At 65.4% G+C, this 16,233-nt stretch carries 9 protein-coding genes; 2 read left to right on the top strand and 7 right to left on the bottom strand.

Going from position 1 to position 16,233, the window contains the following annotated elements; translation table 11 throughout:
• Window positions 1-142 precede the first annotated feature (142 nt).
• Entirely contained in the window at window positions 143-2,314 is a 2,172-nt protein-coding gene (gene metG, locus U5775_RS17530; protein ID WP_322059346.1) for a methionine--tRNA ligase, read from the top strand.
• A gap of 102 nt (window positions 2,315-2,416) precedes the next feature.
• Here metG and U5775_RS17525 read toward each other — a convergent pair whose 3' ends face one another.
• The 7 genes from U5775_RS17525 to U5775_RS17495 form a co-directional block, all read right to left on the bottom strand.
• On the bottom strand, window positions 2,417-3,502 hold the full coding sequence (locus U5775_RS17525; RefSeq protein ID WP_322059345.1) for a fimbrial protein: 1,086 nt from the start codon (window positions 3,500-3,502) through the stop codon (window positions 2,417-2,419).
• Between the two features lie 71 nt (window positions 3,503-3,573).
• Window positions 3,574-4,098: a fimbrial protein gene (locus U5775_RS17520; RefSeq protein ID WP_322059344.1), complete on the bottom strand. Its 525-nt coding sequence runs from the start codon at window positions 4,096-4,098 to the stop codon at window positions 3,574-3,576.
• Between the two features lie 75 nt (window positions 4,099-4,173).
• On the bottom strand, window positions 4,174-6,666 hold the full coding sequence (locus U5775_RS17515) for a fimbria/pilus outer membrane usher protein (RefSeq protein ID WP_322059343.1): 2,493 nt from the start codon (window positions 6,664-6,666) through the stop codon (window positions 4,174-4,176).
• Between the two features lie 580 nt (window positions 6,667-7,246).
• On the bottom strand, window positions 7,247-7,990 hold the full coding sequence (locus tag U5775_RS17510) for a fimbria/pilus periplasmic chaperone (RefSeq protein WP_322059342.1): 744 nt from the start codon (window positions 7,988-7,990) through the stop codon (window positions 7,247-7,249).
• A 255-nt stretch (window positions 7,991-8,245) separates the two neighbouring features.
• A complete protein-coding gene (locus tag U5775_RS17505; protein ID WP_322059341.1) occupies window positions 8,246-8,797 on the bottom strand; it encodes a fimbrial protein in 552 nt (183 codons plus the stop codon).
• Between the two features lie 425 nt (window positions 8,798-9,222).
• Complete coding sequence (locus U5775_RS17500) at window positions 9,223-13,692, bottom strand: translocation/assembly module TamB domain-containing protein (protein ID WP_322059340.1); 4,470 nt, start codon at window positions 13,690-13,692, stop codon at window positions 9,223-9,225.
• A gap of 76 nt (window positions 13,693-13,768) precedes the next feature.
• Entirely contained in the window at window positions 13,769-15,505 is a 1,737-nt protein-coding gene (locus tag U5775_RS17495) for an autotransporter assembly complex family protein (RefSeq protein WP_322059392.1), read from the bottom strand.
• A gap of 520 nt (window positions 15,506-16,025) precedes the next feature.
• Between U5775_RS17495 and U5775_RS17490 the strand changes: the two genes are divergently transcribed.
• A complete protein-coding gene (locus U5775_RS17490; RefSeq protein WP_322059339.1) occupies window positions 16,026-16,211 on the top strand; it encodes a DUF3460 family protein in 186 nt (61 codons plus the stop codon).
• Window positions 16,212-16,233: the final 22 nt, after the last annotated feature.

The raw sequence follows: 16,233 nt of genomic DNA, 5'->3' as shown, positions 1-16,233 counted from the left end.
GCGGACACCAAAGCCGCGGACCTCAACGCCGCTCCGCACTCGCCCACCGCGATCCGCCGCGCCCGGTGGCGCAAACGCGCCGCCCGCCCACCCTGCTAAAATTGCCGTTTCGACCTCCCGCATCACCGGAACCCCCTCACCTATGTCAGCACCCGCCACCGACCTCGTTGCAGCCGGCGCGCCTGCCACGCCAAGTGCCGCCCCAGGCAGCCGCCGCCAGATCCTCGTCACGTCTGCCCTGCCCTATGCAAACGGGCAGATCCACATCGGCCATCTGGTCGAGTACATTCAGACGGACATCTGGGTTCGCGCGCTGCGAATGCATGGCCACGAGGTCTATTACGTCGGTGCCGACGATACCCACGGCACGCCCGTCATGCTGCGCGCCGAGAAGGAAGGCCTCACGCCGCAGCAACTGATCGCGCGCGTCTGGCAGGAGCACAAGCGCGACTTCGACAGCTTCGGCGTCTCGTTCGACAACTACTACTCGACGGACTCCGAAGAGAACCGCGTGCTCTCGGAATCGGTGTACCTGGCGCTCAAGGAAGCGGACCTCATCGAGACGCGCGACATCGAGCAGGCCTACGACCCGGTCAAGAACATGTTCCTGCCGGACCGCTTCATCAAGGGCGAGTGCCCGAAGTGCGGCGCGAAGGACCAGTACGGTGACAGTTGCGAAGTGTGCGGCTCGACCTACGCGCCCACCGACCTGAAGAACCCCTACTCGGTGGTCTCGGGCGCCACGCCCGTTCGCAAAACCTCGACGCACTACTTCTTCCGCCTCTCCGACCCGCGCTGCGAGCAGTTCCTGCGCGGCTGGGTGAGCGGCCTGGCTCAACCGGAAGCCACCAACAAGATGCGCGAGTGGCTTGGCGACGCAGGCGAGTCGAAGCTCGCCGACTGGGACATCTCGCGCGACGCGCCGTATTTCGGCTTCGAAATCCCGGGCGCGCCCGGCAAGTACTTCTATGTGTGGCTCGACGCGCCCGTGGGCTATTACGCGAGCTTCAAGAACCTCTGCGAGCAGCGCGGCCTCGACTTCGACGCGTGGGTCAAGGCCGATTCGAAGACCGAGCAGTACCACTTCATCGGCAAGGACATCCTGTACTTCCACACGCTGTTCTGGCCGGCGATGCTGCAGTTCTCGGGCCATCGCACGCCCACCAACGTGTTCGCGCACGGCTTCCTCACGGTGGACGGCGCGAAGATGTCGAAGTCGCGCGGCACCTTCATCACCGCGCAAAGCTATATCGACACGGGCCTGAACCCCGAGTGGCTGCGCTACTACTTCGCGGCCAAGCTCAACAGCTCGATGGAAGACCTCGACCTGAGCCTCGAAGACTTCCAGGCGCGCGTGAACAGCGACCTCGTCGGCAAGTACATCAACATCGCGAGCCGCGCGGCGGGCTTCCTCATCAAGCGCTTCGAGGGCCGCGTGCAGGACAGCGCGATGAACCATCCGCTCGTCGCGCAGTTGCGCGCCGCCATTCCCGAGATCGCCGCGAACTACGAGGCGCGCGAGTACAGCCGCGCGCTGCGCCACACGATGGAGCTCGCCGATGCCGTGAACGTCTACGTCGATACGGCCAAGCCGTGGGAGCTCGCGAAGGATCCCGCCAACGCGGTCGCGCTGCATGAAACGTGCAGCGTGAGCCTCGAAGCGTTCCGCCTGCTTTCGCTCGCGCTCAAGCCGGTGCTGCCGCAACTGGCCGAAGGCGTCGAGCAGTTCCTCGCCATCGCGCCGCTCACGTGGACGGACGCGGGCAAGGCGCTGTCGTCGCAGCAGCCGATCAATGCGTACAAGCATCTGATGACGCGCGTCGATCCCAAGCAGATCGAAGCGCTGCTCGCCGCGAACCGCGATTCGCTGCAGGCCACCGAAGCGCCCGCTACTGCCGCCGCCGATGCGGGCAAGAAGTCGAAGGCCTCGAAAGAAGCGAAGAAGGCCGAGCCGCAGGTGCCTGGCGAGCCGGAAGTCATCTCCATCGACGACTTCGCGAAGATCGACCTGCGCGTGGCGCTGATCGTCGACTGCAACGTCGTGGAAGGCTCGGACAAGCTGCTGCAGCTCACGCTCGACGTGGGCGAAGGCCGCACGCGCAACGTGTTCTCGGGCATCCGCTCGGCGTACAAGCCCGAGGATCTCAAGGGCAAGCTCACGGTGATGGTCGCCAACCTCGCGCCGCGCAAGATGAAGTTCGGGCTTTCCGAAGGCATGGTGCTTGCGGCGTCTTCCGCCGACGAGAAGGCCGAACCGGGTCTCTACATTCTCGAGCCGCATAGCGGCGCGAAGCCGGGAATGCGGGTGCGGTAACGGCGAGCCGCAAGGCGAATGACCGAAGCCAAAATGGCTCACCTAGGTGAGCCATTTTTTTATCCAACATGCAACCTGGTGCGAGGCCAGTTTGCAATTCTCTTACTGATACGACACGGTCAACGTCATCGTCGTGTTGGCGGGACCCGCGGTGACTGTGCCCGTGCGGTAATAGCGCGCTGTCATCGGTATCGAGTAATTTCCACCGCTCGTGCTGTTATAACCGCTCAAGGTCTGCATCGTGGACAGCGGGAACACACTTGCAGACGACGTGAAGAGTTGAATGCCTATGCCCGATGCCGAAGGACTTCCCGTAAGCGCCGCAACATTGGTCGCCAACGTCCCACTCGTCGGATCGATGCGGTACTGGATGCCGTGGATCTGCCCAGCCTGCGTACCCGATACCGCTGTGCCACCCGGGCAATTGAGCAACTGGATAGTGAGTCCCGCAGGATTCGGCGAGAGCGAGCCCACATTCGGAAAGTCCGTGGTCCTGAACGTGCCCATTGGAACGCTGACATCGGGTGTGGTGCAGGTCAGTGAGGTGACATTGACCGGCGATATAGCGAAAGTTTGCGTGCCGCCGCTAGTTCCACCGTTCACTGGATAGTTATAGTACGTAGCCACGGTGCCGGACAGTGTTCCCGGCGTGATATCGCCGATCTTCACGAGCGCTGCAGCCATCTGGCCGCCGGCGGACGCCGTCTGCTTACCACCAGCCAATTGCTGGCAGCCGGTATAGGTGCTACCGAGGGTCGCCCACGAATCCCAACCGGCCGGACAGCCGGCAGAGAAGGACTGATAGTAGTGGGAGGCCAACGCGACTCCCACTCCGGCAACGTTAGTTGGAAATACCCTTATCGCGACACCGTTGTACGTCGCGGTATAGCTCGTAGCCTGCCCGGACACAATACCTGACGTTCCAAACTGGAATATCACGCCATCATTGGCGACATTCAGCGTACATGACCAATAATTGGTTGTTGCGGGCGAACTGACCCAATTGGTCAGCAACGAACCATTCGGCAAATCTCGCGCCGCAGCCACCTGAGAAGGTAGCGTTAACGTCCAGGTATTGGCAGCGCCGGTGCAACTAGACGCGGCCCACCCAAACACCGGAAAGAAGACAAAACCCAAAACAAGCAAGCAGCGCAGCCTGAAAAACAGATTGAAACCTTTCGTGTACATATCTTGGCCATCAAAGCGAGTCAATCACGGCTCGCGCCCACAAGTACGACTGACTCAGCAGAATCACTTATTTAGTTATACGTGAAATTTACGGTTGCCGTCGCTGACACGGTGCCCGCCGTCAGCGTGCCGAGCCGGTAAAACTGGGCGACAAAAGGAACCGTCATTGCGTTCGTGCCGTTCACCGCGCCAAGATTGACGGCGCTGTTGAGCGTGACCGGCGTGCCCGTGGTTGAGCCCACGCTGCCGGCACGCAGGATCTGCACACCCACCTGAGTGGCCGAGCCGGTGTTCTTCAACACGCTGGCAACGGTGTCCATCGTGCCCGTCACGGTCATCGTCACGCTCGTCCCCGCGGCACAGTTCACCAGGCTCAGGTTAAATGCAGCAGGATTGCTTGTACTGCCAACCGAAGCGAAATTCATGATTGGCGCACTTCCCAGCGGCACCGTCTGATTGGCCGTCGAGCTGTCGATCTCGCACGACGGCTGCAGGATCGTTCCGGTGAAGTTCAGATTCGCATCTGCCGCGAATGCCGGCCCCGACAAGTTGGCGACAAGAATGGCCAGTAACAGTTGAAGGCTACGCATGTTCATATGATCTCTTTACGGTTTGCGTTCGATATTCGCGGCATTCCCGCATCTTTAGAGTGCCATTGGCGAACCAGCAACTCATTGGCAACTCGCATCGGCAAACACCGTTTGTGCCGGTTTGTCCTTCTGCGCCACCGGCAGCGAATAGCGCACCTTGCAACTCTGCCCGATGCCCTCGCCCCACTTCACCGTGAGATCGCCGCCCGCGTCCTTGCTGTAGAACATCGCCCGGCTGCCCTGGCTTACCGTGCCGACATTGTTGCCCTTCGCGTCCAGCACGTCCGCGCCGAACGGCACCGTATCGCCATTCAGGCGGCGCAGGCGCATCACCACCGCGCGGCCGCGGTAATCCGTGTCGAACTTCACGCGCACCACCGCACCCGCCGTCGGCGCGAAGTGCTGCTCCGTGCTCTTGAGCTCGACGCCCATTGGCAGGCCCTTAGTGTCGATATCGACCGAGTTCAGCGAGTAAGGCTGCATGCCCGCGATGAGCGCATGACCCTGCGAGTCCACGCGCACGCCCGGCGAGGTCGCCACGCGCGCACCCGCGGCGTCCTTCGCCTCGATGACCGCGAACGTGTCGCCAGTCTGCGGCGAAAGGGCCACACCGCCCTGGTACGCGACGATCGTGCCAGTAAGGCCGGCGCCCGCCTGCGTGTAGCCGTTCCCATAGCCGGCGTTCGCGCGCATCTGCGCGTACCGGCTGAGATAGCCTGCGTTCGCGCTGATGCTGCCATTGCTCGAGTTGCCCGAGGTGTAGCCGGTCGTGACGCCATAGCTGAACGCATTGTCGACACCCGCCGTACCCGTGACGGTTTCCTGGATCTGGTTGCTGTTGTCGCGCGAATCGTGGGTGTAGCTCGTGTTCGAATTGGCAATCTTTGCGCCGAGATCGAGTGGAATGCTCAAGTTCACCATCATGCGGGTATCCCAGCGCCCGGAATCGACGTCTAGAGCGCGCGAAGCCGAAACGCCCACACCCACGCGGCGGATGTTGGTGTTGTAGCCGACCTGATACGAGGTATCGCGGTTCGCCTTGTTCCAGTAGTTCTGCGTATAGCCGGACACATAGACCGAACCCCACGAATTCAGGTTCTGGTTGAGCGTGAGCTGCAGCCGGCCTTTCTGGATGCCGTTGTTCGTGTTGTCGATGCCGCGTCGCGAGAGGTCGCGCAGATTCATCGCGTCCGCGAGGCTCAGGAAGCCGCTCGTGGAATAGCGATACGCCGCCAGCGTCACGTTGGTGTCCGTGGGCGCGAAGACGCGCGAGTACGAAATGCGCAAACTCTGCCCACTGCGGCTCGGCAGGTTTTTCAGATTCGCGTTGGCCTGCGTGATATCTGCCGCGAACGCGCCAATGGGTGTATCGAGCGCCGCGCCCACCGCGCCGGACAGGTAATTCTCGGCGACGATCGTGCCGCCATACAGCGTGATGAAGTTGTTGACACCGCGCTGCACGCCCGCCTCGAAAACGAACGGCTGACTTTGCGCGCTCGTATTGCGGTACTGGCCAGCCGCGACGCTGTAGCGCCAGCGGCCTTCGCGCAGCGCGTTCACCGGCGCAGCGTATGGCACCACGGACACCCGCTGGCTACCGTCGGCCTCGGTCACGACGACCTGGAGGTCGCCGCCATAGCCGGTCGGATAGAGGTCGTTGATCTCGAACGGCCCCGGCGCGACCGTGGTTTCATAGATGATGTTGCCGTTCTGCCGGACCTCGACCTTCGCGTTGGTGTTCGCGATCCCGCGCACCGTGGGCGCATAGCCGCGCTGCGACTCGGGGTACATGCGATCGTCCGTGCCTAGCTGCACGCCGCGCACGCCGAAGCTGTCGAAGATCGTGCCGTCCGTGTAGGAGTCGCCGAGTGTGAGCTGGCTCTTGATGGGCGTAAACGAGCGCTGCAGATAGGTCTGCATGCTCTGGAAGTGCGTGCCCGCGCCCGTGGTGGTCGTGACGTTGCCGTTATAGCGGAAGCGCCAGGCGCCGACGTTGATGCCGGCCATCATGCCCAGGTAGCCCTGCGTGGTCGACAGCCCGCTTCCGTTCGTGTGATAGACATTGGCGTTGTACTGGAACGTCGCCGCCGGCACACCGTCGTCCCAAAATTTCGGATCGACCCAGCCGCGCGCATTGCGGCTCATCATCGCCTGCGGGATGCTCACGTCGAGCCGCTGCTCGCCCATGTCGAACGTCGCGCTCGCCTGCGGGATCAAGTTGGGCAGCAGCACAACGGGGCCGCCCTTGGCCTCGGTGTCGAGCTGTGCGCGTGCCGTGTCGGAAAGTCGCGTAATGTCGACTCCCGCTCGTGCAAGCAGATCGCGATCGAAGGCCGGCTGGACGTTGTGCTTCTCCCCCCCCACTTCGCACAGGTTGACGTCGGTTACGCCAATCCACACACCGTTCACGTAGAGTGTCGCGCGGTAGTGGCCCGGCAGCGCGGGATTGCCCTTGTCGAAGCGGGAAATGTCCGTGCTCTCCGCGCTACTGCCCGTCAGGAACTGCGAGTTGAATTCCACGGTCTCGGGCACCGCCAGTGCGGATGCGGGCGCCACCGCCAGAGCTTCAGGCACGACCGGCCCAGCATCGACTGCTACAGGCCCGGCCCCCCCCGGCACGGATTGCCCTACGGAAGCTTTTGCCGGAGCCGCCATGGAGGAGGCAGCAGCGCTCATCGGCGCGAGGTCCGCATGCAGTTGCGGCGCAGGCGCCATGCCCATCACGCCAGGAACCGGTAACGAGTCGGAGGGAATGAGCTCCTTGGAGCGCAAAGTATCGGCGGATGTCGACTGCTGCGGCTGCTCGGCAGTTCCTCCAACCGGAAGGCCATCCGCCATCGCCTGTGAGGCGGTGAACGCGAGCAGCACCGCAGCGCCGACCTGACTCAAGAGAATGGGATCGGCGTGAGGGCGCCTGGAGTTGGGTTTCGAATTGCGATTACACATGGTGAGCCGGATTCGCAGACAATAGGGGGCCCCGCCGATGCGCCCAGCCATCTACGCACGGACCCTCTACGTCGCGGTGTTCGAATGTTGTTGTGTGCACGCGCGCCGGGATTCACGCCCCGCCCGATGCCGCTTTGTCCGGCTGACGAAGGTTCGTAGTCCTTCTCAGCTTCAATCGGTTTGGCCTACGCCCCCGCAAGCCGCGACGTCATTGCAACGCCGCCTCGTGCTTGATTGGACCACCGTAGTCGTTCAGCGTCGTGAACGAGACTTTGCCGGCTGTGCCCGGCGCAGCCGAGAGCGGCAGTGCGAGCTGGGCGCCCGGCGCCACCATGCCGCCTTCATCGAACTTCGGCGCATGCGGGCCCTCGCCCACCTGGGCCTCGATGATCGTGACGTGATACGGCGTGGGATTCGACACCAGCAGTGCGGGCTTGCCGTTTTGCGCGCCCGTGTGCCACGTGAGCTTGCCCGGCGCATCGTCGGGCTTGCCATGGAGCCCTGCGGGACGGAAGAAGAATTTCAGGCGCGAGCGGAATGCGAGCTGCACGTAGTTCGGGCCAGCCTGCTCTGCCGTGGGCTTGGGCGGCACCTCGAGCATGTTGAACCACAAGAGGGTTTCGCGATCCGTCGGCAGTGCTTCGCCCGTGTAGGCGATGCGGATGGTCTGCGACTTGCCCGGATCGATGCGCGCAAGCGGCGGCGTCAGCACAAAGGGCAGATCGAGCTTGCTCGGATCGGCTTTCGGGTCGCCCTTGTCGAGCCACACCTGGGTCAGCGCCGGCGACTTGCCGACATTGGACAGCTTGAGCGTCACTTCGCTATCCGCAGCGTTATAGATCACGCGCGTACCCGCGATGACGACGGATGCCTGTGCCGCGAAAGGCAACAGCGAACCCAAAGCCAGCACGCTCGCGGCAAGTGCGCTGCTGACGAGTTTTCGGAGATTCATGATGCTCAACCAGATAGCTAATAGGCGGTGACATGGCGCTGCGCAGGTTCGCGCGGCGCAGCTAGTTGAGACATCGGCACACAGGGTATGGAGTCGATGCCTCCAGGAACAGCTCAGGAAGAAGCGGACGCGGCACAAAGCGACGCGGCTTGAGCACCCCGCCGTGGGACGTCGTGAGCACGAAACAGCCAGTCCTTCCCGAGACGTCCCGACGGACGGAAAGCGCCTGCGCGCTCCCGTCCGCGCATCGGCCGATTACTCGTAAACCATCGAGTAGGTGACGTTGGTCGTCACGCTGCCGGGGCCGGCACTGCCGACCGGCGAGATGTACTGCGCTGCGTACTGCAGGTTCGCGTTGCCGCTCGCGATCGCGACAGACTGCGAGCCCTGACCACCATCGACCTTGCTCACGTCGATGGTCTTCATGCCGCTGTTGTAGTCGACCAGTTGGACTTCCACGTTGGTCGCGGTGCCGTTGTTCAGCAGGTTGCCGTCGCTCAGCGTGTTCGCGCCGTATTCCCAGAACGTGTGGACGTTGCCCGTCGACGGCGTGCAGTTCGTCAGGGCAATGTTGAAGCCCGTCGAGCCCGCGACCGAACCCGCTGCGGAGAGTTCCGAAGCCGACAGGGTCGGCAGCGTGACCGTGAAGTTGTTGCCCTGACCGTTGCCGCTCACGTCGCAGGTGTTGGACGTCAGTTCGCCGTTGATGGTCACGATGCCACCGTTGCTCGCGGGTCCAGCAGCGTGCGCCGCCGAAGCAGCGAGCCCCAACGCCGCGACGATCATGGGAAGTGCAATTTTTTTCATAAAAAGGAATCCTAAATAGCCACCGAAGTGACCGACCAGATAGATGAATCAGCGAAAAGCACGCTGAACCCGGACGTCATTCAACCGGCAGTGACAACCCACCCCGTGCCGGCTGAATCGCTAGTTCCGGTCGCTCAGCACCCCCATTGAAGGGGAGTTCAAATTATGAAAGGCAACCGTACGGAAAATCATAGGAATAATCTTAAATTATCGGGCCTAAACTCAGAACCTTCTTTATCTTGTTTGAGATAAATTGAGACGCCATTGGCGGCGAATGGCCATGCGCGGCCTGAATCGCCGGGGACGGCCCACACACGAAAGGAAGCTGATCGCGTCGACGGACGCAGTCACACGGGGAAAGAGCACACTTGTCGCGATCCTGCGCAGGCGTGCCTTTGGCTACTTCGCGGCGCGCCGGGCGCGCACTACCACTTGATGCGATCGAAGCGCCGCGTATAGAGAATGTCGGTGCCGTAGAACGTGCCGCCGTACGCCACCACGGACCAGTAGCGGCTGAGGTTGATCGTGGCCTTCACCGCGTTCGACGCCGATTGCAATCCCTGCTCGTAGCCCAGCACGAACCGCTCGTTGATGGCCTTGGCGACCATCACGACCTCAGGGTCGGTCAGACCCACCTCGCTGCGCCCGATCGAGAATTCGTCGAGGCCGATGCTCTGCGCGAGGCGCTTGCCTTGCGCGCTGCCGAGCAGCGCGAGCGCCGTGGTCATCGCGTTTTGCTGGCCCACGTTGTTGCCCTGGTCGGTGCCATGGCCGAACAGCAGCCAGGAGAGCTTTTCGTTATCGGGCACGTTCGGCTCGGAAACGAGCTTCGCCACCGGCGCCTGGACCGTGCCCGTGACCTGCACGCCCGCCTCCACTTGCTGATTGCGGCGCATGGCGAGAATGTTGATGCCCGGATTGCCAACCGGTCCGTTGAACGTGAAAAAGCCGTTCTCGATATTGAGCTTGGTGCCGAACGCCGTATACGTGGAGCCCTCGGTCACGCGCACGTTGCCGACCGCGCGCAGCGGCACGTCGGGCGCGCTATTCACGGCGATCGTGCCGGCAAGGCCGAGATCCGCGCCCTGCCCGCGGAAACGGAAATCGCGCCCGAGGTCGATGGCGATATTCGCGCGCGGCGCGAAGCGCGGCGCGGGCTTCTGCGAGGCCGTCTGCTCGATGGGCGGCGGCGTGCCGCCGATGGTCGTGCCGTCGGGACGCACGATCACGACATCGTCGCCCAGCGAGGGCGCGGGCGACTCGGGCATGTCGAAGCGCGCGCGATCGACGGTGAACTTGCCGTCGATCTGCATGCCGCCCAGATGGCCGCCGTTGGCGATGCTCGCGCTGCCCGAAAGCGACAGCTTGCGGTCGGGCGAGGCAAACAGTTCGAGCTTGTCCGCGATGATGCTCGCGGTGAGATCGGGCTCGTCGTTGTCGAGCCGCACGCGGCCCGTCGCGCGCAGCGTGCCGCTCGTCGCGCCGTGGAACTCGACCTGCTGGAAGTCGACGAGATTCTTCGAGAGCGCGATGCGAATCGTGCCGTCCTTCAGCTCGAGCCCCTGATCGACGACGGTTGCGGAAATGCCGTCGCCCGTGAGCGCGCCCGTGAGATTCGGCTTCGCGACCGTACCGCCCAGCGCGAGTTGCAGCGCGAGATGGCCATCGAGCAGATAGCTCGGCCCCAGCAGGCCGCCCGTGGTCTTGAGCGAGGGGACGTTCGCCTTGATGGTGCCGCCGAGCGGCGCTTCGTCGGCCACCGTGAGCATGCCGCCGCGCGACACGAGCGTCGTATTCGCGTCGATGTCGAGCACGCCCACGCGGTTCGCCTGCGCATGCGCGGTGAGCGTGAGGCGATTGCCGCCGCTGAAGGCCGCGCGCGCGTTGAGCTCGCCGATGCCGAGCGAGGCGAGACCGCGCCCGATCTCGGTCGTGATGTCGCCCGAGCGGCGCTTCACCTGCACATAGCCGCTCGCGCTCTGGCCGATCGAGAAGTCCCAGTCGCCATCGAAGATCAAGTCGGATTTGAGCGTGGACGGCACGCCCGTGAACTGCTGGCGCAACTGCAGGATGCGCGCGACCGAGACGTTCGTGAGCGAGCCCGCCGAGCGGATGCGGCCGTGGTCGAGATCGAACGACTTCAGGTCGAGCGAGGCGCCCACGGCGGCGATGCGCGTCGCGCCGAGCGTGACCTTGTCCGCCCCCGCGCTCACCGTCACCGGCGCCTCCAGCTTGATGCCGGGCACGCCGCGGTTTTCGAGCTGCGTGAGCGTGCCGTCCCAGCGCGTGCCTTCGCGGGTGTCCGAGAGCTTGCCGTTGGCCGCGACCGCGAAGTCGATCGGCTGACCCTGCACCCGGCCCTTCGCGCTCGCGGTGAGCGTGTGCTTCGCGCGCGTGCCCGCGAGGCGCGCGCTCAGCGTCGTGATGTCGACGCCCGCCACGGCGATGCCGCTCGCGTCGGCGCTGAAGGCGAGCGCGCCGTTCGCGCCGTCGTGCGCCTCGGCGCGGCCCTCGGCATGGCCGACGCGGTTCTCGCCGAACACCACGTTCTCGGCCTTGTAATCGAGCGTCACGTCGGGATGCGCGAAGGTGCCGGTCAGGTCGCCGCTCGCCGCGAGCTGGCCCGCGACGCCGAAACCGAGCCGGTCTAGCTGCGGCGCGTCCACGCGAAAGCGCAGGCGGTCGCCGCGCGCGCCGAAGCTGCCCTGCAGGTCGACGATATTGCCCGCGACCGAGAGATTCGCGCGGCTCGGCAAGATGCGCGAGCCCGTGAGCTGGATCAGGCCCTGGCCCGTGAGCGGCAGGTCGTCGTAGACGCTCGGGCCGAGCTTGAACTCGGCCTTCGTCGTCAAGGTGGGCGCGAGCATGCCGCTGGCCTCTAGCGTGCCGTTCACGCGGGCCGCGATGCGGCGCGCCGGGGCTTTCGGCGCGGGTTTGCGCGTGACCGCCGTGCGCGCCGCCGGTTTCGGTGGCGTGGCGCCCGGTGTCGCGCTTTGCGTGGCGGTTTGTGTGGTATTGCGCGCCACGTTCTGCGCGTCCGCCTGCTCGCCCGTCTGCGCCGGATTGAGCGCGGGGTTCATCGCGGGATTGAGCGCGAGGTTGCGCCGCGGATTCAAGGCGTTCTTTTGCGCGGCGCGTTGCGCCTCGGTGGGGCCCTCGGGTTTCGCCGCCTGGTGCGCCGCACCCGCGCGCGCCGGCATCTGCGACGCCAGCGAGAGCGGATCGAAATTGGTCAGCACCGCCTTGAGCGTGTACGAGGAATGGGCGTCGTGCTTGAGCGCGCCCGTGAGGTCGATATGCCCGGCCCCTGAAGTGAGGCGCACGTCGTTGAAGGCGAGGCGCGCGGGGTCCTGCGTCACCTTGCCCTGCAAGCGCAGCGCAGCCTTCGGATCGGCGAGATCGAGCGCGACGCTCTGCGCGTCGCCGGCAAGACGCACCGTGATCGGGCCCGCGAGCTGCGTCGGGAGCACGCTCGCTTCGAGCGCGTTCAGGTCGAGGCCCGCGACCTTGAGGTCGAAGCGGCCGTTGCGCCCCGCCAGCACGCCGCCGCCCGTCACCGTCGCGTGCTTCACGAGCCGCACGTTCAGATTCGAGAGGCGCTGCGTATGGGCATCGAGCACGACGTCCGTGTGCGCGTCGATGAGCGGCAGCAGATGCGCGTCGATGGCGCCCGGCTTCGCGTTGACGATCGACACCTTGCCCGCGACCGTGAAGCCCGCCGCATTGGGATTCTCGTCGCCTGGCGCGGCGGCCGAAGCGCCTGAAGCGATGGCTGTGGCGGAAGCCGCCGCACGCGCGGGCGCCCCAGACGCCGCCTCGGGCACGAACGGCGCGACACCGCCCTGCGCCGGCTCCAGATCGGCGCGCAGCGCAAGGTCGGCGAACGGCGCGCCCGGCGCGAACGCCTGCGGATTCACGTGATCGAACGCGAGCGTCGCGCGCTTGAGCGGCACGGCCGCGAACGGCGCCGCCTCGATGTGTGCCTGCCCCGTCAGCTTCATGCCGCTCGCCGCGATTTCGGCGCTAAGCGCTTCGAGCGATCCGCCGAGGCGCGCGTTCATCTGCACGTCCTCGTTGTTCACCTTGCCCGCGTAGCCCACGTCGCCCGAGAGCGCGAACGGCCGCACGCCGTCGAGCTTCGCGCTCGCGCTCACGGCGCCGTATGGCGTGTCGAGCTGCTCGACGGCCGCTTCGTGATGCCGCCCGTCGCTGCGACCGTGGAAGGCGAAATTCGAGAACTCGGTGGCCGAGGCGCCCGTGTGCAGCGTGAGCTTCGCCACGCGCACGTCGCGGATCTCGAGCGCGAGCGGCAGCCGCAGGTCGCCCGGCAGCGTCATCGGCGAGGAAGGCTCGGGGGTGGGCGACGGCACGATGCGCGCATCGACGTCGCCCACATGCAGATAGTCGAGCACGAAGCGCCAGGGCCGCCCCTCGTGGATCTCCAGCGCCCACTGGCTGCTCACGCGGTCGATCGCGAAGGTCGTGCCGTCCTTGCCGCGCCAGCTCACGTCGTGCAGGCGCAGACCCGTCGCGATCGTGCCGCCGTCGAGCGTGCCCGCGAGCTGGCCGCCCAGCACCTTCACGGCCGCGCGCCAGACCCAGGCCGTGCCGCGCTCGGTCGTCGCCGCGCCGTAGAGGAGCCCCGCCACCAACCCGACGATCAACACCGGCACCGCGACTGCCCAGGCAAGCGACTTCCACAGCCGGCGCCGGCGACGCGGAGGCGGAGCATCGGGCTCGCGGCCTTCGCCCGATGGCGGGACGCCCGCGCCGTCTGCACCATCGGCACCGTTGGTGCCATTCGTGCTGCCGCCGCCACCGTCTGACGACGCGGCAAGCGCCACCGCAGGCACGAGCCAACCCGCGCAACGAAGGAAGCGTTCGTGCGCGCTCATACGGCGCCCCCTCTGGCCATGCGCCCGCCGGCGAGCGGCAGCATCGAAGCAACCCGGAACATGGCAGGCGTCATCATCAGAATGCGATCCCGAGTGTCAGATAGGGCCGCACTCTGCGGTCGCGAAACCCATACGCGAGGTCGAGATTGACCGGACCGACGGGGCTGCGCCAGCGCGCGCCAAAGCCCGCGCCCGGAAAGAAGACTTTCTCTCCCCACGTGTCGGTGGCGGTGCCGACGTCGAAGAACACCGCGCCGCCCCAATCGCGATTGAACCAGTGCTGATATTCGGTCGACCCGGTCACGAGGTACTTGGTCGGCAGAATCGAGCCGTCGACGTTGTTGCCGACGCTCTGGAACGCGTAGCCGCGCACCGAGTTCGAGCCGCCCGCGCGGAACAGCAGCGAGGCGGGCACGTCCGAAGAGCTGCTCGACGTGAACACGCCGCCCAGTTCGGCGCGAAACAGCACGAGGTCGCTGCGGCCGATCGGCAGATACTGCTGGCCACGCATGTAGCCGCGCACGAAGGTGGCGTCGGAGCCCGCGCTCTTCACGCCGAAGCCCGCCTCCACGCGCACGACGTTGCCCGAGCGCGGAAACAGCGGATCGTCGACGTTGCGGCGGGTCCACGACCATTGCGGCACGAGCGCGCGCGCCATGGTGGGCGGCCCGGCGTTCTGGTACAGGCGGTCCTGGTAGAAGAGCAGCGAGTACGAGTAATCGATGTTCTGCGAGGTGCGCGTGCGCTGCACCCCGGCGCGCAGGCTGTAGATCGTGGTGTCCGAGACGTCGGTGGTCGTGTACGACGCGAGCGCGCTATTGGTCCATGCGCGCGCGCCTGGCGGCATCGAGAGCTGGATCTGGCCGTATTTCTGGATCTGGTCGAGCCGCCCCGAAAGCTGGAGCGGCCATGCCGAGCCAAACGTATTGAGATACGTGTACGAACCCTGGACGTGCGCGCCGGTATCGGTCGAGTAGCCCACGCCGCCGCGGAAGTTGTTGTACGGGTACTCGCTCACCTTCACGTGCAGCGGCGTCTGCAAAGGCTTTTGCGTGTTGTCGTCCACGTCGATGGCCACGCTCGCGTAGTACGGCGTGTTCTGGACCTGGCGCTGCAACTCGGTCACGCGGTTGACGTCGTAGATTTCGCCGGGCGAGATCGGGTTCACGTTCTCGATGATCTTTTCCGGATAGCGCCGCGTGCCCGAGACATCGACCTGCCCCATCGTGAAGGTCGGGCCGCTGTCGAACGTCACGGAAAGTTTCGCGTCGTGCTTGAGCGGATCGACGCGCGCCTCGGAATGCGAGATCTTCGCGCCCAGATAGCGGCGCGCCTGCAGCGCCCGCAGCGCCGCGCTCTTGGCGCCGTCCCAGCCCGACTGCGTGAAGGCATCGCGCTCGTGCAGCGAGAACGCGAAGCGCGTGGCGTTTTCCTGCGCCTTGTCCTCGGTCAGCACCGGGCCCGTGAAGGTGAGCGTCACCGACGAGATCGTCGTGCGCGGGCCCGCGTCGACATAGACGGTCACGGCGCGCTTGCCGTTTTCGCCGGTGCGCACGTCGGTGCGCACGACCGGCGAGAAATAGCCGTCCGTGGAGGCCAGGTCGCGCACCTGCTGCGGCGTGGCGGTGACGAGAAAGTCGAACTGGTCGTCGCTGACGCCGGAGCGCGTGGAGAAGCGCGCGAGGTCGAGGTGCGCTTCGAGCAGCTTGCGCAGCTCGCGCGGCGAGGTCTGGATATCGACGTCGTACCAGGTGCGCTTGTGCGACCACGGCAGCAGGCTCGCCAGGTCGGCCCGCGCGGGCGCCGGGGCCATGAGGCTCGCGAGGAGTCCCACGGCGAGCCACGCGGCGAAGCGAAGCGACACGGCCAGCGAGAAGCAGGATAAAAAGCGCGACGACAGGCGCAGCGGAAAGGAGGCTGCGGAACGCACGCCGGGGCGTCCGTCGATAGAGCCCTGCGCAGCGGCGTGCCCGTGCCGCGTCACCCATGAGGGATGCCGCTTTGCACACAACGCTTCGATCACCCGTCCCGCCAAACAAGACCTCCAGCCGCCGTTCTTTTGCCCGTTGCACACGTTTGCGCGGACGCGTCTTGCTGCAGCGCGGGCGCAAACGCGTTATTTCACCACATCGGCGCTCGAAAACCCCAGGACGCCGCTCAAAAAGGGCCGCAAGAAGCGTCAGATCAGGCCGCCCGCCTGGATGTTCCGCGCCTCGCGCTTGCGGTAAAATTGCCGCCGACACGCACCCAGGCGGCCCGTCAAACGCGGCCGCCTGATCGCAATCAGGGCACCTACGCGCAATTACGCGCAGCACTCGCGACGGACGTTAGCCATGTATCAGTCGGAAATCACGCAATTCCTGAATCAGCTCAAAGAGCAGAAGCCGTATCTCGACGAGCAGCAGCGCAAGGGCCGCGCGCTCCTGTGGGACAAGCAGCCGCTCGACCTCGACGAGCGCGAGCGCCAGCAAGCCTCGCGCGTCAGGCAGACGTCGTACGTCTACTACCAGAACTTCTGATGGCCGAGGCCGACGGGGCCGA

It is taken from the genome of Paraburkholderia sp. J63 (genome assembly GCF_905220245.1).
GTDB lineage: Bacteria > Pseudomonadota > Gammaproteobacteria > Burkholderiales > Burkholderiaceae > Paraburkholderia.
This window is presented reverse-complemented; position numbering and strand designations above follow the sequence as displayed.